The 24,154-nt window shown below is 65.4% G+C and carries 26 protein-coding genes; 10 read left to right on the top strand and 16 right to left on the bottom strand.

The genetic code is table 11. From position 1 onward, the window contains the following. Nucleotides 1-50: 50 nt before the first annotated feature. The 3 genes from ACOIX3_RS34255 to ACOIX3_RS34265 all read right to left on the bottom strand — a co-directional run bounded on the left by ACOIX3_RS34255 (nucleotide 51) and on the right by ACOIX3_RS34265 (nucleotide 1,523). Nucleotides 51-368 carry an EthD family reductase gene (locus tag ACOIX3_RS34255; protein ID WP_092124536.1) on the bottom strand — a complete coding sequence of 106 codons (318 nt, stop codon included), beginning with the start codon at nucleotides 366-368 and terminating at the stop codon, nucleotides 51-53. A 114-nt stretch (nucleotides 369-482) separates the two neighbouring features. Further along, nucleotides 483-995 (bottom strand): GNAT family N-acetyltransferase, encoded by a 513-nt coding sequence (locus ACOIX3_RS34260; RefSeq protein ID WP_420966484.1) that lies wholly within the window; start codon nucleotides 993-995, stop codon nucleotides 483-485. A 39-nt stretch (nucleotides 996-1,034) separates the two neighbouring features. Continuing rightward, on the bottom strand, nucleotides 1,035-1,523 hold the full coding sequence (locus ACOIX3_RS34265) for an NUDIX domain-containing protein (protein ID WP_420971859.1): 489 nt from the start codon (nucleotides 1,521-1,523) through the stop codon (nucleotides 1,035-1,037). Between the two features lie 147 nt (nucleotides 1,524-1,670). Between ACOIX3_RS34265 and ACOIX3_RS34270 the strand changes: the two genes are divergently transcribed. Further along, entirely contained in the window at nucleotides 1,671-2,558 is an 888-nt protein-coding gene (locus ACOIX3_RS34270; protein WP_420966486.1) for a metallophosphoesterase family protein, read from the top strand. Here ACOIX3_RS34270 and ACOIX3_RS34275 read toward each other — a convergent pair. From ACOIX3_RS34275 to ACOIX3_RS34285, 3 genes are all read right to left on the bottom strand, one after another. Beyond that, a complete protein-coding gene (locus tag ACOIX3_RS34275) occupies nucleotides 2,555-3,328 on the bottom strand; it encodes a glycine-rich domain-containing protein (protein WP_420966487.1) in 774 nt (257 codons plus the stop codon). The genes ACOIX3_RS34270 and ACOIX3_RS34275 overlap by 4 nt on opposite strands. Nucleotides 3,329-3,402: 74 nt before the next feature. Next, on the bottom strand, nucleotides 3,403-3,978 hold the full coding sequence (locus ACOIX3_RS34280) for a hypothetical protein (protein WP_420966489.1): 576 nt from the start codon (nucleotides 3,976-3,978) through the stop codon (nucleotides 3,403-3,405). A 210-nt stretch (nucleotides 3,979-4,188) separates the two neighbouring features. Next, nucleotides 4,189-4,398, bottom strand: a complete 210-nt coding sequence (locus ACOIX3_RS34285) for a DUF4170 domain-containing protein (RefSeq protein WP_016839740.1) — start codon at nucleotides 4,396-4,398, stop codon at nucleotides 4,189-4,191. 241 nt (nucleotides 4,399-4,639) lie between these two features. Here ACOIX3_RS34285 and ACOIX3_RS34290 point away from each other — a divergent pair, with 241 nt between their 5' ends. Beyond that, nucleotides 4,640-6,082, top strand: a complete 1,443-nt coding sequence (locus tag ACOIX3_RS34290) for a helix-turn-helix domain-containing protein (protein ID WP_420966491.1) — start codon at nucleotides 4,640-4,642, stop codon at nucleotides 6,080-6,082. 166 nt (nucleotides 6,083-6,248) lie between these two features. Here the strand turns inward: ACOIX3_RS34290 and ACOIX3_RS34295 are convergent, their stop codons facing one another. The 3 genes from ACOIX3_RS34295 to ACOIX3_RS34305 all read right to left on the bottom strand — a co-directional run bounded on the left by ACOIX3_RS34295 (nucleotide 6,249) and on the right by ACOIX3_RS34305 (nucleotide 8,072). Continuing rightward, the gene (locus ACOIX3_RS34295) at nucleotides 6,249-6,506 is read right to left on the bottom strand and encodes an iron oxidase (protein ID WP_420966492.1); all 258 of its coding nucleotides are present in this window, start codon (nucleotides 6,504-6,506) and stop codon (nucleotides 6,249-6,251) included. Between the two features lie 270 nt (nucleotides 6,507-6,776). Further along, a complete protein-coding gene (locus ACOIX3_RS34300; protein WP_420966494.1) occupies nucleotides 6,777-7,208 on the bottom strand; it encodes a hypothetical protein in 432 nt (143 codons plus the stop codon). 72 nt (nucleotides 7,209-7,280) lie between these two features. After that, on the bottom strand, nucleotides 7,281-8,072 hold the full coding sequence (locus ACOIX3_RS34305) for a S1 family peptidase (RefSeq protein ID WP_420971860.1): 792 nt from the start codon (nucleotides 8,070-8,072) through the stop codon (nucleotides 7,281-7,283). Between the two features lie 335 nt (nucleotides 8,073-8,407). Here ACOIX3_RS34305 and ACOIX3_RS34310 point away from each other — a divergent pair, with 335 nt between their 5' ends. Beyond that, the gene (locus ACOIX3_RS34310) at nucleotides 8,408-8,764 is read left to right on the top strand and encodes a nuclear transport factor 2 family protein (RefSeq protein WP_420966496.1); all 357 of its coding nucleotides are present in this window, start codon (nucleotides 8,408-8,410) and stop codon (nucleotides 8,762-8,764) included. Between the two features lie 267 nt (nucleotides 8,765-9,031). Here the strand turns inward: ACOIX3_RS34310 and ACOIX3_RS34315 are convergent, their stop codons facing one another. Further along, on the bottom strand, nucleotides 9,032-9,493 hold the full coding sequence (locus ACOIX3_RS34315; RefSeq protein WP_420966497.1) for a GYD domain-containing protein: 462 nt from the start codon (nucleotides 9,491-9,493) through the stop codon (nucleotides 9,032-9,034). Between the two features lie 268 nt (nucleotides 9,494-9,761). Here ACOIX3_RS34315 and ACOIX3_RS34320 point away from each other — a divergent pair, with 268 nt between their 5' ends. Then, a complete protein-coding gene (locus ACOIX3_RS34320) occupies nucleotides 9,762-10,712 on the top strand; it encodes an aldo/keto reductase (protein WP_420966498.1) in 951 nt (316 codons plus the stop codon). 224 nt (nucleotides 10,713-10,936) lie between these two features. Here ACOIX3_RS34320 and htpX read toward each other — a convergent pair whose 3' ends face one another. Then, the gene (htpX, locus tag ACOIX3_RS34325) at nucleotides 10,937-11,869 is read right to left on the bottom strand and encodes a zinc metalloprotease HtpX (protein WP_420966499.1); all 933 of its coding nucleotides are present in this window, start codon (nucleotides 11,867-11,869) and stop codon (nucleotides 10,937-10,939) included. 222 nt (nucleotides 11,870-12,091) lie between these two features. Further along, nucleotides 12,092-13,744, bottom strand: coding sequence for an ATP-binding protein (locus ACOIX3_RS34330; protein ID WP_420966500.1), 1,653 nt, complete (start codon nucleotides 13,742-13,744; stop codon nucleotides 12,092-12,094). Nucleotides 13,745-13,957: 213 nt separating this feature from the next. Here ACOIX3_RS34330 and ACOIX3_RS34335 point away from each other — a divergent pair, with 213 nt between their 5' ends. The 4 genes from ACOIX3_RS34335 to ACOIX3_RS34350 all read left to right on the top strand — a co-directional run bounded on the left by ACOIX3_RS34335 (nucleotide 13,958) and on the right by ACOIX3_RS34350 (nucleotide 18,280). Beyond that, nucleotides 13,958-15,274 (top strand): lytic murein transglycosylase, encoded by a 1,317-nt coding sequence (locus ACOIX3_RS34335; protein WP_420971861.1) that lies wholly within the window; start codon nucleotides 13,958-13,960, stop codon nucleotides 15,272-15,274. 262 nt (nucleotides 15,275-15,536) lie between these two features. Beyond that, a complete protein-coding gene (locus tag ACOIX3_RS34340; protein WP_420966501.1) occupies nucleotides 15,537-16,040 on the top strand; it encodes a DUF1993 domain-containing protein in 504 nt (167 codons plus the stop codon). A 187-nt stretch (nucleotides 16,041-16,227) separates the two neighbouring features. Beyond that, nucleotides 16,228-17,088, top strand: a complete 861-nt coding sequence (locus ACOIX3_RS34345) for an SDR family NAD(P)-dependent oxidoreductase (protein ID WP_420966502.1) — start codon at nucleotides 16,228-16,230, stop codon at nucleotides 17,086-17,088. Nucleotides 17,089-17,176: 88 nt separating this feature from the next. Further along, nucleotides 17,177-18,280 carry an alkene reductase gene (locus tag ACOIX3_RS34350; protein WP_420966503.1) on the top strand — a complete coding sequence of 368 codons (1,104 nt, stop codon included), beginning with the start codon at nucleotides 17,177-17,179 and terminating at the stop codon, nucleotides 18,278-18,280. Nucleotides 18,281-18,493: 213 nt separating this feature from the next. On the opposite strand, the gene ACOIX3_RS34355 is transcribed toward ACOIX3_RS34350, so the two are convergent. Beyond that, nucleotides 18,494-18,967: a MarR family winged helix-turn-helix transcriptional regulator gene (locus ACOIX3_RS34355; protein WP_420966504.1), complete on the bottom strand. Its 474-nt coding sequence runs from the start codon at nucleotides 18,965-18,967 to the stop codon at nucleotides 18,494-18,496. A gap of 73 nt (nucleotides 18,968-19,040) precedes the next feature. On the opposite strand from ACOIX3_RS34355, the gene ACOIX3_RS34360 reads away from it, so the two are divergent. Both ACOIX3_RS34360 and ACOIX3_RS34365 read left to right on the top strand, forming a co-directional pair. After that, entirely contained in the window at nucleotides 19,041-20,210 is a 1,170-nt protein-coding gene (locus ACOIX3_RS34360; protein ID WP_420966505.1) for an FAD-dependent oxidoreductase, read from the top strand. 72 nt (nucleotides 20,211-20,282) lie between these two features. Then, nucleotides 20,283-21,095 (top strand): tetratricopeptide repeat protein, encoded by an 813-nt coding sequence (locus tag ACOIX3_RS34365; RefSeq protein WP_420966506.1) that lies wholly within the window; start codon nucleotides 20,283-20,285, stop codon nucleotides 21,093-21,095. On the opposite strand, the gene ACOIX3_RS34370 is transcribed toward ACOIX3_RS34365, so the two are convergent. From ACOIX3_RS34370 to ACOIX3_RS34380, 3 genes are all read right to left on the bottom strand, one after another. Beyond that, entirely contained in the window at nucleotides 21,084-21,794 is a 711-nt protein-coding gene (locus ACOIX3_RS34370) for a hypothetical protein (RefSeq protein WP_420966507.1), read from the bottom strand. The genes ACOIX3_RS34365 and ACOIX3_RS34370 overlap by 12 nt on opposite strands. Before the next feature lie 174 nt (nucleotides 21,795-21,968). After that, complete coding sequence (locus ACOIX3_RS34375) at nucleotides 21,969-23,711, bottom strand: ABC transporter substrate-binding protein (RefSeq protein WP_420971862.1); 1,743 nt, start codon at nucleotides 23,709-23,711, stop codon at nucleotides 21,969-21,971. A 108-nt stretch (nucleotides 23,712-23,819) separates the two neighbouring features. Continuing rightward, nucleotides 23,820-24,146 carry a DUF2160 domain-containing protein gene (locus tag ACOIX3_RS34380; protein WP_420966508.1) on the bottom strand — a complete coding sequence of 109 codons (327 nt, stop codon included), beginning with the start codon at nucleotides 24,144-24,146 and terminating at the stop codon, nucleotides 23,820-23,822. Between the last annotated feature and the right edge of the window lie 8 nt (nucleotides 24,147-24,154).

Consider the following 24,154-nt stretch of genomic DNA (forward strand, 5'->3'; position numbering starts at 1 on the left):
TATCCCTCTGCCGCTTGCGGCAGAGGGATCATGCTCTACGTCCGCGCCGTTCAGTGGCCGACGACGACTTCGCTGATCTGGATCACCGGCTGAAGATCGGTGTAATTCGGAATGTCGCCCATGATCTCCTGGGCGTGCTTGCCCATGCCGGCCGCGAAGGCCTCAACCGAGTCGCAGAAGATGTGGCACATCCCGACATAGGTTGCGGGCGTCCCCGGCGCGCCGCCGGCGAGACCCTTGTCGACGGTGTAGTATTTGCAGGCGTCGCCGAGGCGCGCCTTCACCAGCGGCATGTGCTTGTCGCGATAATACTCGTGATCAAAGCGTGCGCCTGGATTGTTCGGATACATCACACTGACCTTGATCATGGCGCGCACTCTCCCTGTTGATATGACATGCGCCGGTCTTGTCCCGGCGCTTGCCTCAACTGTGCTTCAGTTTCCGAGAGCGCGCAACCGTTCCGGGCAACGCTCGCGGGAACGTCAGATCGCCTTGCTCCAGTCCGGCTGGATCGGCCCGGATACGCCCTCGGCAGCGCCGTCGACCAGTTCCATGACAAGCAGGCGACTGTAGTCGACGGGGCCGGGCATCGTCATCCGTCCCTTCGGGACCGGCTTGAAGCCGACCCGCGAATAATACGGCGCGTCACCGACCAGCACGATCAGCCGATGGCCCTTGGCGCGGGCGTCGCTGATCGCACGCTCGAGCAGTGCGCGGCCGACGCCGCGGCTGCGGAACGGCGGCTCGACCGTCAACGGCCCGAGCATCAGGGCCGGCGTATCGCCGATCGTGACCGGGAGTTGCCGCACCGAACCGACCAGCAGCGTGCCGATCCGCGCCGTGAAGGAAACATCGAGCAGATGATCGACGTGCTCGCGCAGGCGGTAGGCGCTGAGCGCGAAGCGGCCGGGCCCGAAGGTGCGCTCGTGCAGGCGCTCGATCGCCTGGGCGTCTTTCGGGGTCTCGGGCAGGATGGTCAGGGACAGTTCAGTCATTGTGGGGCGCGGGATAGCATCTGGCGCGGGCGCGGTCCATCACCGCCATGTCGCCGGCGGCGGCTTGCCCTCGAGCACCTCCGCGACCCGCAGCCGCGTACCGGGGGTGGTGTCGTCAGGCAGATCAGCCGGATCGAAAAAGCCGCAGGCCACGATCTCGCGATTCGGCTCCGGCAGCCGGTCCTGCCGGTAGTTCCTGACCACGTAGACCGCGACATGATCGCGCGGCGAGACGTGGCTGTTGTGGAAGATGCCGTGCAGCACCGGCTCGCCCACGAGCTCGATCCGCCCCTCCTCCTCCAGCTCGCGCCGCAATGCTTCGATAAAACTTTCACCAACCTCGACCCCGCCGCCGGGCAGGTACCAGCCATGGACGTAACTGTGCTTGACCAGGAACACCTTGTTGTCGGCGTCGAGCACCACGGCGCGGACCCCGAGCGTCATGCTGCGGGCCAGCCGCCAGTAGAAATGAAACACCCACCTGATCTGCGGTTCGTAGCGCTTGCGTAAATCGAGCAGGACCGTCACTGAACCCTCGACATCATGGTGCTTGATCCGTGCTTTGATCCTTGCGCGCCTGCGCAGCTCTTGCCAATACAGGGCAGGACGTTCGGGATAGCACGACATGACCGGCTGCCGGCCACTTTTCACCGACAATCCGAAGGGAATCGCGTGATGGCGGTGTTCCGTCTCGCGCATCTGTCGGATCCGCATCTGCCGCCGCTGCCGGCCGCGCGGCTGCGCGATCTCGCCGGCAAGCGCGCCTTCGGCTACCTGAACTGGACGCGCAACCGTCACAAATATCATCGCCGCGACGTGCTCGACACGCTGGTGTCGGACATGCAGGCACAGCAGCCCGACCATGTCGCCGTAACGGGCGATCTCGTCAATCTGGCGCTGGATGCCGAGTTCAATCCGGCGCGGCAATGGCTCGAGGGTGTCGGCGGCGCCGCCGACGTCACCGTGGTCCCCGGCAATCACGACGCCTATGTGCGCGCGACCCGACATCGCTTCGTCAGTCACTTCGGCGATTATCTGCGCGGCGACGCCGATGGTGCGGCGTCGCATTTTCCGTTCGTGCGCCGGCGCGGCCCGGTGGCGCTGATCGGCGTCTCCTCCGCAGTGCCGACGCCGCCGCTGATGGCGACCGGCTGGCTCGGCCATGCCCAGCTCACTGCACTCGATTCGATCCTCGCGCAGCTGTCGCGGGAGGAGGCCTTCCGCGTCCTGCTGGTGCATCACCCGCTGCACTCCGACGGGCGCGCCAAGCGGCTGACCGATTCGCATCAGCTGCTGGCGCTGCTCAAGCGGCACGGCGTCGAGCTGGTGCTGCATGGCCATGACCACATCCATTCGACGATGTGGTTCGACGGCCCCGAGCGGAAGATCCCGGCGATCGGCGTGCCATCGGCATCGGCGCTGGCGCGCAAGCACTATCCGGCGGCGGCCTACAATCTGTTCTCGATCGAGCGCGACGGCGATGGCTGGCGCTGCGAGCAGACCGTGCGCGGGCTCGGCGCTCATGACGGCATTCGCGAGCTGAAGCAAGTGCGGCTGTCCTAATCACCGCCCCCGCCGCCACAACCACCGCCGCAGCCTCCTCCGCCATCTCCGCCGCCGCCTCCATCACCGCCGCCGTGGCCACCTCCGTCGCCACCATGGCCGCCATCGCCGCCGTGGCTTCCATCACTGCCGGCATCGCCAAAACCCGCCGACGATCCATCGATCGACGAGTCGGAGAAATCGCCGCCGCAATACGGACTGCTGCCGCCGATGCCGCTGCGGCGCAGCGCCTCGCAGTCGGTGTGATAGATGAAGCCGTTCGCAATGTTCAGCTTGGCGTCGAGCGCGAACAACAGCGGCAGCCGCGTCGGCCTGACCGGATCGATGCTCTCGTATTTGCAGCAATACCACCAGACCCGCCGCAGCCCCTCATTGCTCCGACGCCGCTCCTTCACCAGCACGACCGCGGGCGTGTGATGCAGGAAGCTGCCGAAGGCGCGGCGGCAGAACGCGTCGTACTCGCGGGTGTAGAGAATGAATTCGTGCCAGAGGTCGTCGGCCGCCTGCGACGGCATCGAGACGTAGCGCTTTCCGCTCATCAGATAGGAGAGGAAGAACTGCCGCAGGCCGCGCGACACCAGCGCGCTGTCCTTGCGCGTGAAGCCGGGGTGATGCTTCTCGAGCCGGGCCAAGAGGCCGGCCGGCCACTTGAAGGTGCGGATATATTCGGCGCGCCGCAGCGTCTGCCATTTGCCGAACAGCACGGCGCTGCCGACCACCGCGGCCGCCGCCAGGACGCCGAAGAATGCCGAGGCGGGTGTTATGACCACGATGCCCCCCGCCCTTCCCTTATTTGAGCATGATCTCTTTCGGAAAACCGCTTCGCACTTTTCCGGATCATGCTCTAGAAATTCTGCAAGCTCGCCAGCAGCGCGAAGCCGAACAGCGCCAGCGCGCCCAGGATGAAGCCGAGCACGAACATGCCGATCCCGCCGCGGCGCTTCGGCGCCACCACCGGCACCGGCGGCGGAGCCGGCGGCTCGGCAACCGGAAGCGGCGTTGCCACCATCGCATGCTCGCGCTCGATCATGCGCCGCGCGACATAATCGGTGACCGCATCGACCATCACGGCCACGTCGTGCGATTCGGCGAGCACGATGCGGCCGAACCTCGTGTCCTGCACGAAGCGGTAGATGCGCTTGTCGCGGCCCATCAGCACATGCGCGACCACGTCGATCCACAGCCGTGGCGTCTCGCCCTGGCTGATGCCGCGGTCGAACAGATCGACCTTCTCCGGCACCTGCGCGAACAGCGGATCGAGCGCGTCGTTGAGGATCTCGAGCCGCGCCACCTCGGCGTCGCGCAGCTCGACGACGACGCCGGTGCGATCGGCCGCCTCGATCCGCGCCCGCCGCAGCGCCTCTCGCAGCGTCGGCCGCATCTCGCGCGCCTCGCTGCCGGTGTTGTGCGGATCGGACATGCCTTACGGCCTCGTGGTGACGGTTGCCTTACCCATTAACCTATCAGCAACCATGACGTCCGCAAAGCACGTTGGTTCCCAAGCACTTAGGTGGCCACTTATCCCCAGCTGAAAGATCCCGGCACTGTCCCAAAAGCGGTCGACCCCACCCGGATGAACCGGATGGGGCCGCCGTCCTTGGACGTTTCTTAGCTCTGATAAAGTTGGTGCTCAGGCCGAAACCCGCGACGGCTCCTCGACAATCGAGAAGCGCACGCCGGCCTTGTGGCGGCTCTCTTCCGAGACTTCCTTCCAGCACTCTTCGGCTTCCTTGCGGGTCTTGAACGGACCGCGGACCTGGGCGGAGCCTTCGACGAGCTTGTGGAAGTTCATCGAGCCGAACTCGCCGCCGATCACCCAGAAATTGCTGCCCTTGCTCATCGTCAGTCTCCTCTAAAAATCCTGCTGCCTCTGCTCAGCCGCCCGAATTCTGATCCTCGCGACCTGCTCGCTAGATCGACATTCTTGACAGAGCATCGCGAAGTGCGTGTCAGGAGATAAACGCGAAAACGGGAAGTTCGTACAGATGCCTTGTTTTTTATTGGTGATGTCATGTAACATCTGAACTTGTAATAAATGTCGATTTGTAAATCTTGTCACAATATAGGTCAGGAAGGCTGCCATGCCTGGCGAGTCCGGAAAGAAGCTGTTCGTCGGTCCGCGCTTCCGGCGGATCCGCCAGCAATTGGGGCTGTCGCAGACCCAGATCGCCGAGGGGCTCGGCATCTCGCCCTCCTACATCAACCTGATCGAGCGCAACCAGCGCCCGGTGACGGCGCAGATCCTGCTGCGGCTCGCCGAGACCTACGACCTCGATCTGCGCGACCTTGCCACCGCCGACGAGGATCGCTTCTTCGCCGAACTCAACGAGATCTTCTCCGATCCGCTGTTCCGCCAGATCGACCTGCCGAAGCAGGAACTGCGCGATCTCGCCGAGCTGTGCCCCGGCGTGACGCATGCGTTGCAACGGCTCTACGCCGCCTATACCGAGGCGCGCCGCGGCGAGACGCTGGTGGCGGCGCAGATGGCCGATCGCGAAGGGTCGCAGTTCGACGCCAACCCGATCGAGCGGGTGCGCGACCTGATCGAGGCCAACCGCAACTATTTTCCGGAGCTCGAGACCCCGGCGGAGAATCTGCGCGACGAGCTCAACGTGCCGACCGAAGGCCTGTTCACGGCACTCGCCACGCGCCTGCGCGAAAAACATTCGATCGTCACCCGCGTCATGCCGGTCGACGTGATGCGCGAGACGCTGCGCCGTTTCGACCGCCATCGCCGTCAGTTGCTGATCTCCGAACTGGTCGACAGTGCCGGCCGCAGTTTCCAGCTCGCGCTGCAGATCGGCTTTGTCGAATGCGGCGCGGCGATCGATGCGATCGTCAGCCGCGCCGGCCCGCTCGACGACACCGCGCGAAGGCTGTACCGCATCACGCTCGCCAATTATTTCGCGGCGGCCGCGATGATGCCCTATCAGGCGTTCCATTCCGCGGCCGAGGCCTTGAGCTACGACGTCCACGTGCTCGCGCAGCGCTTCAACGCCGGCTTCGAGCAGGTCTGCCACCGCCTCACCACGCTGCAACGGCCGAACGCGCGCGGCGTGCCGTTCTTCCTGCTGCGGGTCGACAATGCCGGCAACGTGTCGAAGCGGTTTTCCTCGGGCACCTTCCCGTTCTCCAAGTTCGGCGGCACCTGCCCGCTCTGGAATGTGCATTCGACCTTCGACATGCCCGACCGCCTGCTCAGCCAAGTGATCGAGCTGCCGGACGGCACGCGCTACTTCTCGATCGCGCAGACGGTGCGGCGGCCGGTGGCGCCCTATCCGCAGCCGCAGCCACGCTTTGCGATCGGGCTCGGCTGCGAGATCCGTCATGCGGCCAAGCTCGTCTATGCGACCGGCATGGATCTGGAGAAGGTCGAGGGCACGCCGATCGGCGTCAACTGCCGGCTCTGCGAGCGCGAGAATTGCAGCCAGCGTGCCGAGCCGCCGATCACGCGCAGCCTGATCCTGGACGAGACCACGCGGCGAGTGTCGTCGTTCGCGTTCTCGAATGCGCGGGAGCTGTAGCTTCGCCCTCCCCTGGAGGGGTCGAGACGAGCGAAGCTCGCTCTTGGGTCGATGCGATTGAAATGAGCGGCGGGGTGTGCCGCCCGTGTTGAGAGATCACCCCACCCCGTCTCACGTTTCGCTGCGCTCAACGTGAGCCGACCCTCCCCCTCCAGGGGAGGGTGACTCAATCGACCGCGGCAAAGGCCTTGCACCAGCCATCCTTGCTGATAGCGCCCTCGACCACCTTGCAGCCGTCGGGCGCGACGAACAGCGTGCACAGCCCGCAGGAGTAGATGCCGTTCGGCGTGTCTCGATATTCGGCTTGCAGCTTGGTCATTCTGTCGGAGGCTGCGGCAGGTCGCGGCAGCAGTGCCGCGGGAATTCCCGCGATGGCGACGGCGATGAAACTGCGTCGCGAGCGTTCGGACTGTTGTTTGGCCATGGTGTTCACCCCATGCGTCGTCCCTGCGGAAGCAGGGACCCATACTCGGCGGCAGGCATTGTAAGCGGAAACTCGTCGTTCCAGCATCGCACAACAATGATCATCTGTGGTTGTGGGTCCCTGCTTTCGCAGGGACGACATTGAAATTCTCACCCAACGCGCGCCATGGCTCCGTCACCCCCGCCAACGGCTTCGCCATTGTCGCTCGAGGAGCGCGTAGCGCGTCTCGAAGGGTCGACGGCACGAGCTCGGACGCGCGAGTGAACCCGCTCAGGGTTTGCGCAGGTTGAGCGAGAAGCGCAGGTTCAGCGGCTGCAACATCTCCGGCGGCGGTGCCTCGCCGACATTGCCGCGCTTTAAGATGGTCCGCAGGTCCTCGGTGGCGCCGGCATCATTGAGCGCCGGAAACGTGACCCGCTCGACGGTACCGTCCGGATTGAGCCAGGCCCGCACCACGAGCGTCGGCGGCGGTCCGTTCTCCTTGCCGGAATGCTCGATGACCCAGCTGCGGAAGCGATTGGCAACCGTCTCGTCGGCCGCGATCCACTCCTCGAACCGGTATTTGACCAGCTTGGCAAACTGCGCCCATGACGGCGGCGCCTGTTCCGGATTGCGAAAGTTGGCGTCTTGAGCGTGGCCCGGCGCTGGGGACAGGATCAAGAGGCCGAACGAGAGCACGAGCGTGCCCCGCAAGATGAGCATGGTTCTGGACAAGGGTTGACCGCGGACAGCCGGCTGACGGGACGAGCACTAGCGGTTGCAGCAACTAGTCGCTCATTGTTGCAGGCATGTGACGCGTGCCGAGATGCTGGCGGCGCGATGCGCGCGGGACGCGGTGCCGCTCATCTGCGGCCGGTCGTCCTCCTGGAAACGCACGCCATGCGCGGCGAGAAAGGATTTGGCGTGCGCGGCATCGACCGCCAGCACGCGATCGATCGTGGTCCTGCGGCTCACCACCCCCTCGACGAGGCCGCGGGAATCCAGCACCGGCGCACCGCTGGTGCCGAAGGTGACATTCGAACGCAGCACCAGGTGCTCGGGATCGCGCAGGGTGGTATCGACGAACGCGTTGCCGAGCGATCCGCCATGCGCGAGCATCGGCTTCAGGCGGTCATAGGCCTCGGCAAACACCATGTCGTTGGCGACCGACGTGTTGGCGCGAGGGAATACCGCGGCGAGACCCAGCGTGCGCGGCACCTTGATCAATGCAATGTCGCTCGCGGCCAGCGCCACCACGCGCGCCATGACGGCCCGGCCCTCCTTGCTGACGACAATGCGGGCGCAATCCGCGACCGCGTGACGCGCGGTCAGCATATGGCCGAGATCGTCGACAAAGAACGCGGTGCCGTCGAGCCGCTGGCTGACGGCCGGCGGACCGGTGACGTCACGCGCTAGCGGCTTCGCCGCCTCGATCTGTCGCGCCGGTTGAAATGGAGAGAATGGCACCTGCGCCGCCGCGCGTTGCGGAGCGAAGCCAATCAGGGCGCAACCGATCGCAATACCGCAGGCCAGCCGGACCATGCGGACAGGCAATCCCGCGCGCGCCGTCGACGCCGCGTCCAACATCGAAACCAAGTGATGCACCTTCAGACCCCAACCCCGCAGACCCCAAGCGCCTGCCCTTCAACGCCGCCGCGCAAATCGCTTGGCGGCAACGTTTGTACATACACCGCACCTAAAGGTGGCTGAAGAGGGCTCGACGTACGATGAGGCGCGCCAAAGCGTTTTCGACCGCAGCGCCGTCACGTCGATGCATCAAAATATGAAACGATGACTTTCCATCATTGCCGTTTCGCAACGGCGGCTGCGACCACATGATTTCAGATATCACATGGAGGTCTCAAATGAACGAGCATGCCAGCAAAACCAGCGTCGCCCCCTCCGCGGGAGCTGACGTCCGCTTGATCGAGACGCTGCTCACCCGAAACCTTCCGGAGGTTTTCGGCGAAGGCGATCCGGTGCGCCGAAGGGCGGCAATTGAAGAGCTCTACACCACGGATTGCGTGCTCTACGCGCCGCCGGGCGTTCTTGTCGGCCGCGACGCACTCGACAAGTTCGCCGGCGATCTCCGCGCGACGCATCCGCACTTTGTTTACACGCCGCATGGCGCGCCGCAGGCGCTGCACAATTCGGGACGCCTGGCATGGGGCTCCGGGCCGAGAGGCGAAACACCGGTCTATACCGGCGTGGATTTCATCATCGCGCGGGGCGGCAAGATCGCGGCGCTTTACGTGTATCTGGACTCTCCGCCCTCGTGAGCGGCGGTCGCGTGGTGCCGCAATCGCCGCGCCGAAGACGTGCTGAACGAGGCGGCGGACGTCATGCGACGGCACAACCGGCCGGGGCTATGCGAGCCAGCATGCGCGCGCGACATCCGCCTGAGCGACTGCCCATCCCGTGAACGCGCCCCGGATCTGCGGCGCGCAACGGTCCTCGCCTCCGCGCGGGACGCCGCGAAGCGCCACCGCGCGCGAGGGACAGCGGTCATCAGATCGATCTGCGCCGCGTTTCGTCGTCCGTGCCTGCTAACTTCCTGGAGGCGAGTAGGCAGCCTTCAGCTTGCTCGCGTGCTGGCGCACCACCTTGATCTCGTCCTGCGTAAACAGCCGGACCAGCTTCACATTCTGGATGGCGCCTGCCGCCACGACCACACCGGTGATGGCGGGTGCGACGGTCGGATCCGGCACGTCGAAGATCACCATCACGCCGGGGCCATCGGCCGCCGTGCTGTACATCGAAATCAATTTGCCGCCGGCCGTCTCGATCAACTTCTTGGCGGCCTCGAGCCGATTGGTTGTCGGATTCTCCATGATGCTGTTGATGGAACGCGGCGTGTATTCCCCTGAGAGGCAGAAGTGCATGGCAATCCCTCCACTTGGCTGGGAATGAAAAAAAGCGTTCACCCGAGCGCGGCCCGGGCAGAAGAAGATTTCGTACTGAAATGAGGAAGAAGCGGCCTGCCGATGGCCAGTTGCGCTGCCGCTCATTCTCCGGAATTCGGCGTGACCGGTGACAGCTCGCCGCGCAATCTACATCAAACGTCCTGCGAATGAAATCCTGCGCTGCGACGAAATCGCCCGAAGACGCAGACTGAGGGGCAGCGAAGCTGACCTGACGCGCGGCCTGCATCATTCCTTCCAATCGATCTTTTCCGGCTTCGCCTCAGATCGTTGCGGCCGGCACGATGCCTTGCAAACAAGGCCGATCTGCCTCAGTGTTCCGCGCCTCCCGTCAAGAACAAGAGAAAGAACACGTATGAAGCATCGCGCGCTCGGCCGCTCCGGCATCACCGTCCCTCCCCTCTGCTTCGGCTGCAATGTGTTCGGCTGGACGGTGGACGAGACCGCATCTTTCCGATTGCTCGACACCGTGCTTGAGCATGGACTGACGTTCCTCGATACGGCCGACGTCTATTCGCGCTGGGTGCCGGGCCATCACGGCGGCGAGTCCGAGACGATCATCGGCAAATGGATGAAGGCACGCGGCAACCGCAACCGCATCATCCTCGCCACCAAGGTCGGCATGGACATGGGAGACGGCAATGTCGGGCTGAAGCCGGACTACATCGCGCGCGCCGTCGAGGACTCGCTGCGGCGGCTGCAGACCGACCACATCGACCTCTACCAGTCCCATAAGGACGATGAGACCACACCGCAGGAAGAGACGCTGGCGGCCTACGACAACCTGATCAAGGCCGGCAAGGTCAGGGCGATCGGCGCCTCGAATTTCTCGGCGGAGCGACTCAAAAGCGCGCTGGATATTTCCAGGGCGAACGGGTTGCCGCGCTACGAGAGTATGCAGCCCGAATACAGCCTGGCGGAGCGGTCGAGCTATGAAGGCGCGCTGCAACGCGTCTGCGTGGAGAACGACGTCGGCGTGATCACGTTCTTCTCCCTCGCCGCCGGATTCCTGACCGGCAAATATCGCTCGGAGAGCGACTTCGCCAAGAGCCCGCGCGGTGCGCGCAGCATTCCGAAACACATGAACCCGCGCGGCATGCGGATCCTTGCCGGCCTCGACGAGGTCGCCGCTGAAACCCGCGCCGAGCCAGCCGCGGTGGCGCTCGCCTGGCTGATGGCGAAGCCCGGCATCACCGCGCCGATAGCGAGCGCAACCAAGCCCGAGCAGGTCGCGACGCTCGTCGCTGCGGCGAGGCTCGAGCTGAGCAAGGGGCAGGTGGAGCGGCTGGACACAGCTAGCGCGTAGCGGGGCGGGTTACGCTCTGAAGCAAGATCAGATTTGTTGAATGGCAACCGCAATGGCGGTGCCCCCTCTCCCGCTTGCGGGGGAGGACTGGGGTGGGGGCTCTCTCCGCGAGACGTATCATGGAGATAGCCCCCACCCGCCGCGCTGCGCGCGTCGGCCTCCCCCCGCAAGCGGGAGAGGCGATGGAAATACGCGGCTGCTATTCAGCCTAATCTCACACCGCCCTAACCCCACGGCCCGCGCTGGCCTGAAGCGCCGCCCCACGGGCTGCGCGGCGGATAGCTGGCGCCGGCCGGCCGCGGCGCGGTCTGGGTGCCGAGCTCGGCGGCGAGCTGCTGCAGCGCGGCGATGCGGTTCGCGGTCGAGGGGTGGGTGGCGAACAGATTGTCGACGCCGTGCCCCGACAGCGGGTTGACGATGAACATGTGCGCGGTCGCCGGATTGCGCTCGGCTTCCATGTTCGGCAGCTGATGCGAAGCGTTTTCGATCTTCGCGAGCGCGGACGCCAGCCACATCGGCTGGCCGACGATGCGCGCGCCAAAATTGTCGGCGGCGTATTCGCGGCTGCGGCTGATCGCCATCTGCACCAGCATGGCGCCGAGCGGCGCCAGGATCATCATCGCGATCGAGCCGACGATGCCGGGGCCGTTGTTGTTGCGGTTGCCGCCGAAGAACATGCCGAACTGCGCCAGCATCGAGATCGCGCCGGCGATCGTCGCCGTGATCGTCATGGTCAACGTGTCGTGATGCTTGATATGCGCGAGCTCGTGCGCGATCACGCCGGCGAGCTCCTCGCGGCTGAGCTGCTGCATCAATCCCGTGGTGACGGCGACCGCCGCATTCTCCGGATTGCGGCCGGTCGCGAATGCGTTCGGCTGCGCCTCGTCCATCACGAACACGCGCGGCATCGGCAGGCTCGCGCGCTGCGCGAGCTCGGCGACGAGATTGTAAAGGTCCGGCGCCGAACGCGCATCGACCTGATGGGCGCCGTACATCGACAGCACCATGCGATCGGAATTCCAGTAAGTGAACAGATTTGTCGCAGCCGCAACGATCAGCGCGATCACGGCGCCGGTGCCGCCGCCGATCAGATAGCCGACGCCCATGAACAGCGCAGTGAGGCCGGCAAGCAGGAGCGCGGTGCGGAAATAATTCATCGTGGTTCCCTCACGGCGAGCGGAATGCTGCCACAACTGACGCCGTTGAGGTAGGGATTTTGCCGCTGAAGCCGCAAGGGGAAGGTGTGCGTCGCAGCGACGCGGTGCGGATTAACGATTGGTCATGTGCAGAGGCATCGGTAGCCCGCATGAGCGAAGCGACATGCGGGGTAAGACCGGTCCCGCATGTCGCTGTCGCTCATGCGGGCTACGATCCCGCGCCTACTCCGCCGGCTCCTGCGCGCGCGCCGTCTCCTGCTCACGCAGCGCGACCCGCAGCATGCGGGCGAGCTGGGCGCGGCTGTAGGGCTTGGCCAGGAACAGGATGCCCTGCTCGAGCTTGCCGCCCTGGTCGATAGCGTCATCGGTGTAGCCCGAGGTAAACAGCACGCGCAAACCGGGGCGCCTCCGCTGCGCCTCGGTCGCGAGGTCGCGTCCGTTCATCGCCCCGGGCATGATGACGTCGGTGAACAACAGATCGACCGGCACGCCGCTGTCGAGCACGGCAAGCGCTTCGCCGCCATTGTTGGCCGACAGCGTGGTGTAGCCGAGGCTCTCGATCTGGGTCAGCACGTAGGAGCGCACCAGTCTGTCGTCCTCGACGACGAGCACGATCTCCTGCGCGCCGCGCACCTCCGGCTGCCGCCGCTCGGGCGCCACCGCCGGCGAGAGCACCGCCGCGCGCGGCAGATGGAGCATCACCCGCGTGCCGCGGCCGACCTCGCTGTCGAGCATGATGTGGCCGTTGGACTGCTTGACGAAGCCGTAGACCATGGAAAGCCCGAGGCCGGTGCCCTTGCCGACATCCTTGGTGGTGAAGAACGGCTCGAACACCTTTGCGAGATCGGCTTCCGCGATGCCCTGGCCGTTGTCGATCAGCGCGATCGCGACATAGTCGCCGGCGGCAAGTCCGTCATGGCCGTGGACGTCGGATGGCTTCAGCTCGGCCGTGCGGGTCTCGATCCGCAGCCTGCCGCCCTTCGGCATCGCGTCGCGCGCGTTCAGCGCCAGATTGATGGTCGCGGTGACCAGCTGGTTGGAATCGACCAGCGCGCGCGGCAGATCCGGCGTCGGGCGAAAGTCGATATCGACATGGTCGCCGATGGTCGGCCGCAGCAACTCGATGGTGTCGACCATCAACGCGTTGACGTCGACATCGCTCGGCTGCAGCGGCTGCTTGCGCGCGAAGGCGAGCAGGTGCCGCGTCAGCGATGCACCGCGCTCGGCGGCGTCGCGGATCAGGCTGGTGATCTCGGTGAGCTGGCGGTTGTGGGTGACCGCCTCGGCCAGGATGTCGATGGTGCCGGTGATGACGGTGAGGATGTTGTTGAAGTCGTGCGCGATGCCGCCGGTGAGCTGGCCGACCGCTTCCATCTTCTGCGCCTGGCGGATCTTGCTCTCATTGACCTCGGCCTCGCGGAAACGCTCGAGCAGGACTTCCGAGCGCTGGCGCTGCCGCCCCTCTTCGGCGAGCGCGACATGGGCTTCGCGCAACTGCGCCTCGGTCGGGATTGCTAGGATTCTCGGGATCAGCGGCCAGAGCAGCACCGCGGTGAAGATCGAGGCGACAGCGGTGAGCGCCTTGACTATTCCTTCGAGGCCGTAGATCGGCACCCACAGCGTGTAGATCGAGAACACATGCGTGAGGCCGCAGGCGAGGATGAACGCGGCGAACGGCCAGGCCATCCAGCCGAACTGGAAGTCGCGCCGCTTGGAGACGAGGATCGCCAGCGCAAACGGAATCGAGAAATAGGAAGCGGCAATGATCGCGTCTGAAATCACGTGCAGCCAGATCAGCTCCGGCTCCCACAACAGGCAGATGCCGTGTGGCGAAAATGTCGACGAATCCAACAGACGCTCGAGAAAACTCCACATGGGTCCCTCCGGGCGTGATCGATCCGCCGACACCCCTGCCCGCGAATCACCGGCCGATCATAGCGGCGGCCCTTCAACCTGCCGAAGCCCAATTGGTCTAACAGGCCACCCCCGTTGTTGCCCGGTGTCGCCCTGGTGTATGCAGGATGTGCCTTGATCCCCCTATCCCAGCCGGTGACATCGATGCCAGCATCCTCCCTCCGCGCCCCGATCATGTTCGCAGCGATCGCGGGAGCGCTGGCGCTCTCCTCCCTTGCCTTGGCGCAGCAGCCGCTGCCCAATCCCGCAGGCTCCGCTCCGGTCAGGGCGCGCCCGACCGCGATGGCCTCGCCAAGGGCTGCGTCCTGCCACAACGGGCAGAGCTTCGATCGCTTCCTCGCCGAGCTGAAGCAGAAGGCGGTCGCCGCCGGCGTCTCGCAGCGCACGATCGCGGAGGCCGCGCCCTACCTGGTTTACGACCAGGGCATCGTCAACCGCGACCGCGGCCAGCGCGTGTTCGGGCAGATCTTCACCCAGTTCGCCGGCCGCATGGCTGCGAACTACCGGATGCAGCAGGGCCAGCAATACATCCGGACCTACGCGGCCGCGTTCGCGCGCGCCGAGAAGGAGTATGGCGTGCCGCCGGCGGTGATCGCCGCGTTCTGGGGACTGGAGAGCGATTTCGGCGTCCAGATGGGCAATCTGCCGACGCTGAAATCGCTGGTGTCGCTGGCCTACGATTGCCGCCGCTCGGAGATGTTCCAGGGCGAGACCATCGCGGCGCTGAAGATCATCGAGCGCGGCGACCTGACGCCCGACGAGATGATCGGCTCATGGGCCGGCGAGCTCGGCCAGACGCAATTCCTGCCGACACACTATTTCAACTATGCCGTCGATTACGATGGTGACGGCCATCGCAACCTGCTCGCCAGCGGCCCCGACGTGATCGGCTCGACCGCAAACTACATCGCCAACGGATTGAAGTGGCGGCGCGGCGAGCCGTGGCTGCAGGAGGTGCGCGTGCCGCAGGCCGCCAACTTTCCGTGGGACCAGGCCGACCTCACCGTCAAGCTGCCGCGCTCGAAATGGGCAGCTCTCGGCGTCACCTTGACCGACGGCAAGCCGCTAGCCAATGACGAGATGCCGGCCTCGCTGCTGCTGCCGATGGGCCGAATGGGACCAGCCTTCCTCGCTTATCCAAACTTCGCCGCCTACACCGAGTGGAATAACTCGCTGATCTATTCGACCACTGCCGGCTATCTCGCCGGTCGCATCGCGGGCGCACCGCCGATGCAGCGGCCGCACGCGCCGGTCGCGCAGCTGCCGTTCAACGAAATCAAGGAGCTGCAATCGCTGCTGGCGCGCGCGGGCTACGACGTCGGCAAGATCGACGGCGTGCTCGGCCAGGCGAGCCGCAGCGCGGTGAAGGCGATGCAGATGAAATACGGCCTGCCGGCGGATTCCTGGCCGACCGCGGAGCTCTTGGCGCGGATGCGCGGCGGTGGCCGTACGCAGCCGGCCGCGGATGCAACGGTGCCGGGGACGCGGTAGGCAAACGCCGCTCGCCACTTTCTCCCCGTCACCCTGAGGAGCGCGAAGCGCGTCTCGAAGGGTCGACGGCCACCAGCCGGGCCGCGCATCCTTCGAGACGCGCTTCGCGCTCCTCAGGATGACGGGTCGAAGACAAGGGCTTCCACAGGCAATATTTGACCGACTGTTACAGCCGTCCGCAGTTGTATTCTTCCCTTCGCGGCCCCATGTGCAGCATCGCCGTTCGGCAGATCCGGATTTCATCAGAACAAAGAGCATCCCCATGTCCTTTTATGACGCCGTCGTCCCCGCGTACTTGCAGATCCTCAACAGCCTCACCGGCGAGCTGACCAAGGCCGAGGCGCATTGCGAAGCGAAGAAGATCGCGCCCGAGGTGCTACTGGGATCGCGGCTCTATGCGGACATGCTGCCGCTGACCAAGCAGGTGCAGCTGGTCTGCGATCACGCCGCACGCGGCTGTGCGCGGCTGACCCATAGCGAGGTGCCGTCGACGCCCGACACCGAGAAGAGCTTCGGCGAACTGAAGCAGCGGCTGGCGAAGACGATCGACTATGTGAAATCGTTCAAGCCGGAGCAGTTCGAAGGCGCCGACGCCAAGGACGTCACCTTCCCGATCGGCGCCGAGCGCACCATGACCTTGAAGGGCCAGCAATTCGTCAGCGCCTTCTCGTTTCCGAACTTCTACTTCCACGCCGTCACCGCGCACGGCATCCTGCGCCACAACGGCGTCGAGGTCGGCAAGCGCGATTTCCTCGGCGTGAGCTGACGCGCTTCGCGCGTCATTCCGGGATGCGCCATTAGGCGCAGACCCGGAATCTCGAGATTCCGGGTTCGTCCTTCGGACGCCCCGGAATGACGGCGGCAGGACCAAATTCCCCGCGGCGGGATTTTCGCGTCACGTGCGCAGCCGTGCTACTGCTCCCTGACAACAACAAGACGTCAGGGAGCACGCCATGCCGACCACAACCCACGCACCGAAAGCCATCGATCCGTCCGCCTCGCTGCATGCGGAATCGCTGGGGCTGGCGAAGAACCACGGCCGCCTCGCCGGCCGGCGCATCATCGTGGTCGGTGCGGGACAGCGCACGACCGTGGATGAAGCGCCGCCGATCGGCAACGGCCGCGCCATGAGCGTGCTGTTCGCGCGTGAGGGCGCCTCGGTCGCATGCCTGGACGTCAACAAGGCAGCCGCCGACGACACCGTCGCGCAGATCACGGGCGAAGGCGGCAAGGCCTTCACCGACGTGGTCGATGTCTCCGACGTCGCGGCGATCGCGCCCGCCGTCGAACGCTGCACGCAACAGCTCGGCGGGCTCGACGGGCTGGCGCTGAATGTCGGCATTTCCTCCGGCCTGTCGCTGCCGAAGATGACGGCCGAAGCCTGGGACCGCGACTACGCCGTCAATGTGCGCAGCCACATGCTATTCGCGCAGAAGGCGCTCGAGGTGATGGCGCCGGGCGGCGCGATCATCCTGATCTCCTCGATGGCGAGCCAGCGCGCCGGCGGCCGCAACCCGGCCTATGAATCCTCCAAGGCGGCGCAGATCGCGCTCGGACGGGCGATCGCGCGGGCCGGCGAGGACAAGGGCATTCGCTGCAACGTGATCGCGCCCGGCTTCATGGACACGCCGATGGGCCGCGATGCCAGCCGCAGGCGGTCGGACCGCGCCGTGACGGTGCCTTTCGGCCGCCAGGGCACCGGCTGGGAGGTCGCCTATACCGCGCTGTTCCTGATTTCGAATGAATCCTCCTATGTGAACGCGCACACCCTGTTCCTCGATGCCGGCCACATGGGCGGAATTGTGCGCGGCTAGCCTGCAAACTGGGCATATCCCGGCCATTGCGCTCGTCGCGGCAATGCACAAATCTCTCCTCATCGATCATTGTCTGGAACCGTTTCACATGAGCCAACCGACCAAACTTCTCGAGCCCTACAAGCTTGGCCCGCTGACGCTGCCGAACCGCTTCGTGATGGCGCCGCTGACGCGCAACCGCGCGGTGCCGCCCGGCATGGTGCCAAGCCCGCTCGCGGTGGACTATTACGGCCAGCGCGCCTCCGCCGGCCTCCTGGTCACCGAGGCGAGCCAGGTCTCGCAGCAGGGCCAGGGCTATCAGGACACCCCCGGCATCTATTCGAAGGAGCAGGTCGCGGCCTGGCGCAAGGTCACCGATCGCGTACATGAGCGCGGCGGCCACATCTTCATCCAGCTCTGGCATGTCGGCCGCATCTCGCACACCTCGCTGCAGCCGAATGGCGGTGCACCGGTGGCGCCGAGCGCGATCCGCGCCAAGACCAAGACCTTCGTGAACGGCACCTTCGCCGACGTGTCCGAGCCGCGCGCGCTCGAACTGTCGGAGATCCCCGGGATCATCGAGGACTTCAAGCGCGGCACCGCGAATGCGCTGGCGGCCGGCTTCGACGGCGTCGAGATCCATGGCGCCAACGGCTATCTGCTCGACCAGTTCGCGAAGGACGGCACCAACAAGCGCACCGACGCCTATGGCGGCGGAATCGAGAATCGCGCCCAGCTGATGCTGGAAGTCTCCAAGGCGGTCGCCAAGGAGGCCGGCGCCGACCGCACCGGCATCCGCATCTCGCCGGTGACGCCGGCCAACGACGTCTCCGACAGCAATCCGCAACCGCTGTTCGACTACATCGTCGACCAGCTCAATGCGCTGAAGCTGACCTATATCCACGTCATCGAGGGCGCGACCGGCGGCCCGCGCGACATCGCGCCGTTCGACTACGCCTCGCTGCGCAAGCGCTTCAAGCAGGCCTATGTCGCCAACAACGGCTACGACTTCGCGCTGGCGGAGAAGGTCCTGGAGGCAGGTGCCGCCGACCTGATCGCGTTCGGCAAGCCGTTCATCTCCAACCCCGATCTGGTCGAGCGGCTCAAGGCCGGCGCCCCGCTCAACGACTGGGACAAGGCGACCTTCTACGGCGGCGGCGCCAAGGGCTACACGGATTATCCGACGCTGAAGGCGACCGAAGCGGCGGAGTAAAGTGGTCCGCTTTCTCTCCATATCGTCATTCCGGGATGCGCCGCCAGGCGCAGACCCGGAATCCATTGATCCGCATCACTCGCGTCAGGATGGATTCCGGGCTCGCGCTTCGCGCGCCCCGGAATGACGAAAGAGAATGCTGGAATTGCGACAACAGAATAAAGGCCGGGGTCGCTCCCGGCCTTTTCTCATTACGCGCTGCATACCGGATTCCTACGCCTCGGCAGCCTCGCCGCTCTCCACCTCCTCCGCGACCATGCGGTCGAGGTTTCGATTGAGGCGCCGCAACAGATCGAGCAGGGTCGCGGCTTCGGCCGCGCTGAAGCCGGCCAACGCCTGGTCCTGATCGCGGTGCAAGGCCTTGCGCGCAGCCGGCAGTTTGGCCCTGGCCACCTTGGTCAGCGACACCAACTGGCTGCGGCCGTCACCCGGCATCGGCGTCCGCTGCACCAGGCCGTCGCGCTCCATCCGCGCCAGGATCTGCGCCATCGACGGCTGCTCGACCTTGGCGGCGCGGGCGAGATCGCGCTGCGACATCGCCTTGCCGTCGCGCAGCAGATAGATCACCGGCAATTGCCCGATGCTGAAACCGTGCGGCTTCACGCGCCGCTCGCCGAGCCTGAGGAAGCTGCGCGAGGCCATATTGACCAGCGGCGCCGGACGATCGAACAGGTCCCAGTCGGTCACGATCCCACCATTTACATAGGCCCCTATTTATATTAGATAGGTGCCTATGTATCCTATTGTGAGCGTGGTGTCCATGAGTTCAGATCCCATTCGCATAGCCATTGTCGGCGCCGGCCCCGGCGGCCTGACGCTCGCCCGCCTGCTGCATGTTGCCGGGATCAGGACCAGCCTGTTCGAACGCGAGAGCTCGGCAACCGAGCGGGCGCAGGGCGGAACACTCGACCTGCACACCGAGAGCGGCCAGCTCGCGCTGGCGCGCGCCGGGCTCACCGACGGCTTCCTGCGCATCGCACGTTACGAGGATCAGGGTAGCCGGCTGTACACATGCGATGGCCGGCTGCTGCTCGCGGATGACGACATGACCGGCGACCGTCCGGAGGTCGACCGCACGGCGCTCCGCGACCTGCTGCTGCAATCCCTGCCGCTGGATGCCATCGCTTGGGCGCGCTGCCTGCGCGAGGTCGCGCCACGCAATGACGGCCGTTACGATCTCGTCTTCGACGGTGCGCGCGAAGGGCCGTTCGATCTCGTGATCGGCGCCGACGGCGCGTGGTCCCGGGTGCGGCCGCTGGTGTCGCGCTATCAGCCGCAATATAGCGGGCTGACCTTCGTTGAGTTCGGCATCGACGAGGTCGACACGAGGCACCCTGCTTTGTCGGAGCTGGTCGGCCGCGGCAAGATGGGCGCCGAGAGCGCCGGCCGCAGCCTGATGGTCCTGCGCAACGGCAACGCCCATCTGCGCGGCTATGCGATTTTCCGCGTGCCCGTCGAATGGGCCGAGCGGCGGTTCGACGTCACCTCGCCATCCGCGATGCGTCACGCGCTGCTCGGCGAATTCGCCGGATGGGCCGATGCCCTGCTCGACCTGCTCCGCGCCAGCAGCGATCAATTCGCGCTCCGGCCGATCCACGCGCTACCCGTCGGGCATCATTGGACCAACCGCCCAGGCATCACCCTGCTCGGCGATGCCGCGCATCTGATGTCGCCGTTCGGTGGTGAAGGCGTCAACGCCGCGATGCTGGATGCGGTGGAGCTGGCAGCGCATCTGGTGGGGTCAAAGGATTGGCGCGAGGCCGTTCGCGCCTACGAAACCGCGATGTTCGTACGCGTCGCCCAGCCCGCCGGCGAGGCCGCCGAAGCCGCCGCGACCGAGCTGTCGCATATCAGCCAGGAACTGACGCTGGCGCACCATCAGGCGTACATGCAGATGCGCGCGGCAGCCGGCGACTCCACGGCGCGGTAGGCGCTGGTCATGATCTCCGGCGGCGCATAGCATGGACCGTAACGAGCTAACCTGAAGACAGTCGCGCACGGAATGAACAAGGACAACGCCGAGGATATCGTTCGACGCGCCACCGTCGCCTTCAATGGCGGCCGGCATGGCGAAGCGATCGAGCTCTGCGAGCGCGGCCTTGCGCGCCAGCCCGGCGAACCGATGCTGAGCCATTTGCTGGCCGCCGTATTGTTCGCCAAAGGCGAGATCGCGCCGGCCCGCAAGCATGTCGAGACCAGCCTGGCGCGGCGGCCCGACAATGCGGCGGCACGGCTGCTCGCAGCCCGCCTCGCCCGCGCCGGCGGCGAATTCGATACGGCGCTGACGCATCTCGACCGCGCCATCGCGCTCAAGCCGCAACGCGAAGCCTTCGTCGAGAAGGCACGCACACTGGAGCTGGCCGGCCGCAAGGCGCAAGCCCGCGAGGCCTGGGAGGCGATCCTCAAGGCCATCCCCGAGCATCAGGAAGCCAATGCGCGGCTCGGCCGGCTCGCCTGCGAGGCTGGCGACCTCGCCGGTGCGGTGAGCCTGCTCGAGCGCGCCGTTGCGAGCGCAGCGCCTGCCTCGGTGTGGTTCGATCTCGGCGTCGTAAAGCAGGATATGCGCGATCATGACGGCGCCGCACGCGGCTATCGCAAGGCGCTCGAGATCAAGCCGGATTACGCCGAAGCCGCGCTCAATCTGGGGATCACGCTGCAGGAGAGCGGCGAGCCCGACGCCGCGATGCAGACCTTCGCCCGCGCCTATGCCTTGCGTCCACAGCTGTTCGGATCGATCGCGATGGCGCTGACCTCGGCCCCGCACGGCCGGCTGTGGCTCGATGAGCGCGCGCTGCGTGCAGCCTTAGGTCACTAGCCGGCCGCGCTTGGCGCGGAAATGCTTGCGATAGACGTTGGGTGCGGCCAACACCTCGCCGACGACTTTCGAATAGGCCTCGCGATGCGCATCGTCGAACGCCTCGAACACCAGTTCGGGGGCCGCGCGCGGCACCGCGAAGCATTGCACGACCGGCGTGCCCTTCGACAGCACGCCGGCGAAATCCGGCTGGGTCCAGACCGCCGGGAAATTGATGCCGCCGTCGTGAAACCGGTCGGCGTCGACCAGCCCCGAAATCACCCGGAACGGCAGGTCGTCGCGATTGACCGGATGCGTCGCAAACAGCGACCAGCCCGGCTCGAGCTCGATGGTCCAGAAGCTGTTGAATTTCAGCGCAGCCTGCCCGTTGGCGAACGGCGCGCCGGCGAATTGCGCGACGGGATGGAAGCTGAGCGGCGCGCGCGGATGGCCCTGTGTTGCGGGCTCCGGAATGTCCCAGTCCCAGGCGAAGGCGCCGCGCTCGACCCTGACATCGCAGGGCAGCGGGATCATCATCCCATGGGCCATCGCATCGACGAAGGGCGGACATTGCTTGACCGTGCGGATCTCGCGGTCGTGGATGTCGGAATGCGCCTTCGCCGGCATCGCGCGCAGCCAATCGGGCAACGCGCTACGGGCCGGGAATGGCCGCGGCAGATGATCGGCAAGCCGCGGGTCGCAGCGAAAAATCATGCGCATGACGAAACTCCGGAGATCATGATGCGATGACAAGGAGACGCATATGACCTCATCGCGTCATTTGAGCACAATCCTGAACCGGTCTCCACAGCCACAGATCCAGCAAAAAAGGCCGGGATTGCTCCCGGCCTTTTGCAGTTTGCGGATGGCGTGGGCTGGTACGCCTTTGGCGCCTTACTTTGCTTCGGCGCGCTTCGGCGGGGTCGCCGGCCACGACTTGATCAGCGTGTCGTAGTCGATCGTTTCGCCCTTCGGCTTCTCGTTCGCGAGCTTGCGCTGCGGAGCGATGGTGCCGTCCTTCTCGACCTTCTTGTACCAGTACTCGGCGGTTTCCTTCTTGTTCAGCTTCGGTCCGCAGGCACCCTGCACACCGGACTTCTCAAGACGCTCCATCACCGAATCCTGGGCCGCGGCGAGCGCGTCCATCGCAGCTTGCGGCGTCTTCGCACCGGACGACGCATCGCCGATGTTCTGCCACCAGAGCTGAGCGAGCTTCGGATAGTCAGGCACGTTGTTGCCGGTCGGGGTCCACTGCACGCGCGCGGGCGAACGGTAGAACTCGATCAGACCGCCGAGCTTCGGCGCACGCTCGGTGAACGACTTGTCCCAGATGTCGGATTCACGGATGAAGGTGAGACCGACTTGGCTCTTCTTCAGGCTCGTCGTCTTGGAGACGATGAACTGCAGGTAGAGCCAGGCCGCCTTGCGGCGGTCAACCGGGGTCGACTTCAGCAGCGTGGCCGAACCCACGTCCTGGTAGCCGAGCTTCATGCCGTCCTTCCAGTACGAGCCGTGCGGCGACGGAGCCATACGCCACTTCGGCGTACCGTCCGCGTTCATCACGGCGATGCCCGGCTTCACCATGTCGGCGGTGAAGGCGGTGTACCAGAAGATCTGCTGGGCGATGTTGCCCTGCGAAGGCACCGGGCCCGACTCGGAGAAGGTCATGCCCTGCGCCTGCGGCGGAGCATACTTCTTCATCCAGTCGAGATACTTGACGATCGAATAGACCGACGCCGGACCGTTGACGTCGCCGCCACGTTCGACCGACGAGCCGACCGGACGGCAGCCTTCCATGCGGATGCCCCATTCGTCGACCGGCAGGCCGTTCGGGAGACCCTTGTCGCCGTTGCCGGCCATCGACAGCCAGGCGTCGGTGAAACGCCAGCCGAGCGAGGGGTCCTTCTTGCCATAGTCCATATGGCCATAGACCTTGACGCCGTTGATCTCCTTGACGTCGTTGGTGAAGAACTCGGCGATATCCTCATAGGCCGACCAGTTCACGGGCACGCCGAGATCGTAGCCGTACTTGGCCTTGAACTTGGCCTTGTATTCCGGGTTGGTGAACCAGTCGTAGCGGAACCAATAGAGGTTCGCGAACTGCTGGTCGGGCAGCTGATAGAGGTGGCCGTTCGGTGCCGTCGTGAACGACTTGCCGATGAAGTCGTCGATGTCGAGCATCGGATCGGTGACGTCCTTGGCTTCGCCCTTCATCCAATCGGTCAGGTCGACGGCCTGGCCGTAACGGAAGTGGGTGCCGATGAAGTCGGAGTCGTTGATCCAGCCGTCATAGACGTTCTTGCCGGACTGCATCTGGGTCTGGATCTTCTCGACGACGTCACCTTCCTGGATGATGTCGTGCTTGACCTTGATACCGGTGATCTCCTCGAACGCCTTGGCGAGCGTGCGGGATTCATATTCGTGCACCGTCAGGGTCTCGGAGACGACGTTGATCTCCATGCCCTTGAAGGGGGCAGCGGCCTTGATGAACCACTGCATCTCCTTCATCTGGTCGTCCTTGGAGAGGGTCGACGGCTGAAATTCGCTGTCGATCCACTTCTTCGCGGCCGCCTCGTCGGCGCGGGCCGGCGCGACAAGAGTGACCGATGCTGCGACGAGCGCGACCGCGCTGGTCATCGTCAAAAGCTTATCTTTAGTCATTCGTAAATGTCGCATTAGATTCCTCCGGTTGCAGCGACTAAATCAGGCCCGGGTAGACCCCGGATCTGCTCTTTTTCGCGTTCTTCAGACGGTGCGAAAAATCACCACGGCTGAAAGAAGCGAAATTACCGTTCCGAGCCACAGGCTCGAAATCTCGACGCCCTCCCCGATCGGCAGGGTGAAAATCGGATCGGTGCCGACGAGGCCGACCCACAGCAGGTGGATCACCGCCGCCAGCACCAGCGAGACGAACAAACGGTCGCCGCGCGTGGTCGGAATGCGCAGCACGCCGACCCGCTCCGCCTCGGGATAGCCGATCGCGAGCCAGGTCATCATCCCGAGCGTAGAGGCAAGCAGCACGAAGAAGACCGCGGTGGGCCAGGTCCATGCCATCCATGCGATGCTGTCCATGAGCGCCT

Origin of the sequence: Bradyrhizobium sp. B120, from assembly GCF_049075665.1 — a bacterium.
Lineage (GTDB): Bacteria > Pseudomonadota > Alphaproteobacteria > Rhizobiales > Xanthobacteraceae > Bradyrhizobium.